Origin of the sequence: Candidatus Accumulibacter vicinus, from assembly GCF_000584955.1 — a bacterium.
Lineage (GTDB): Bacteria > Pseudomonadota > Gammaproteobacteria > Burkholderiales > Rhodocyclaceae > Accumulibacter > Accumulibacter vicinus.
Map to the genome: position 1 here is coordinate 15,418 of NZ_JDSS02000051.1, position 1,672 is coordinate 17,089.

Below are 1,672 nucleotides of genomic sequence, written 5' to 3' on the forward strand. Positions count from 1 at the left end.
GCTTGCATCTTCGAGTGCGCCCGCCAGTTCTATCGTAAGAAGAGCTGCGGAAATCTCTTTGCATCCGCTCGCATTTTGCCCGGCCCACAAGGGCGAGAACTCACCGCTGCCCAGGCTTTCAGCCTTCACGCGCAAGGGAGCGATGGCTGCAGTCGCTAGAGGAAAAGCCGGGGCGGCGGGGCTCATGGGCCCAATTTCGCGCATCAGGCGGTTCACAATGCCGCGAGCGGGCCGTCCGGTGAACAGGTTGGTGAGCGCCGTGACGCGAGCGGCGTCGCTTTTCAGGGCCGCACGATGCACCGCGCTCGTGGTGGCTTCGGCGCACAACATATAGGCTGTCCCGATCTGCACCCCGGCAGCGCCGAGCGCCATGGCTGCCGCGACACCCTTGGCGTCCGCGATGCCGCCGGCGGCGATGACCGGGATCTTCACCGCCCGAACGATCTGCGGCACCAATGCGAACGTGCCGACCTGCGTGTTGAGATCCTCCGACAGAAAGTGACCGCGATGCCCGCCCGCTTCGAGCCCTTGCGCGACGACGGCATCAACTCCACGCGCTTCCAGCCAGAGCGCTTCGTCAACAGTTGTTGCAGAAGAAAGAATTTTCGCGCCCCACCTGCGTACCCGCTCCAGCAGTTCGGGTGCGGGCAGGCCGAAATGAAAACTCACGACGGCGGGCTTGAATTCCTCCAGCACGTCGGCGGCTGCGGCGCTGAAGGGCACGCGGCCCGGCCCCGCGGGAATGGCGCTCGCGTCGATTCCGAATTCGCGGAAGTAAGGAGAAAGCAACTGTCTCCACATCGCTTCGCGCCTGGCGTCGGGCTCGGGCTGCGCGTGACAGAAGAAATTGACGTTGTAAGGTCTGGTGGTTTGCCCTCGGATCGTCGTTAGTTCCTGGCGCATGGCTTCCACACCGAGCATGGCGCAGGGGAGCGAGCCAAGCCCGCCCGCGTTAGAAACCGCAACGGCTAAGGCGCTACCCTGCGCCCCCGCCATCGGGGCTTGAATGATCGGGATCTCTATGCGAAGGAGTTTCTGCAAGATCATCTGCGCACCTCCTGCGAAAACGGTATGCGCCGCACGCTAACGCCGAAGCTCAGTCGCGTATTTGACGCAGCGAAGCGGTGGCAAATACGTCGGCTACAGTGCCTTGTTGGGCCTAAGCCGGACGTTTGCCAGCTTTTGCTTCAGCAACAGTGACATCTGTTGGTTGAACATGTGTCGGGTCCCAGCCTACCTTAACCGGCGCAGACCAGTCTTTATTTGCAATGGCGGTATTTATGCCTGGAATAAGCTTGGCAGGAACCCCCCAACGAATGCCTGTTACTAAACCGGCTTTCTCGGCAGCGGCCGCCAGTTGTAGAAGATAGGGCTTTCCAGGGTTTACCGGAGAATCATCGTCGAGGAGATCAACCGCGAGCGACTCGGGGGTGCCAGTGGAACTCGTGACGTTATGAAACCCATAGAGAAGTTTTGAGTGCCCGCTGTCGTAAGCCTTCTTTTGATCAGCAGGCGAACGCCACGCATCTTGTATGCGAGGACGCAGCCCAGCCGCTTCAAGTGTGGAGATGACGTTTTTGAGTCTGGTGCGAAAGGTCGGATACAACTCTTTAAGCCGATCTTCGTTCCGCTTTTTTCGATCTGCCTCGTTCATGGCTCACTCCTTTGTGTT

Annotated in this window: 2 protein-coding genes; both read right to left on the bottom strand. The window is 60.2% G+C overall.

All coding sequences use genetic code 11. The annotated features are described in order from the left end of the window. Positions 1-1,047, bottom strand: a 1,047-nt coding sequence (locus CAPSK01_RS19995) for a nitronate monooxygenase (RefSeq protein WP_273704171.1), incomplete at its 3' end; no start/stop codon positions are given. Between the two features lie 112 nt (positions 1,048-1,159). Then, complete coding sequence (locus tag CAPSK01_RS24170; protein WP_273704172.1) at positions 1,160-1,654, bottom strand: hypothetical protein; 495 nt, start codon at positions 1,652-1,654, stop codon at positions 1,160-1,162. Positions 1,655-1,672: the final 18 nt, after the last annotated feature.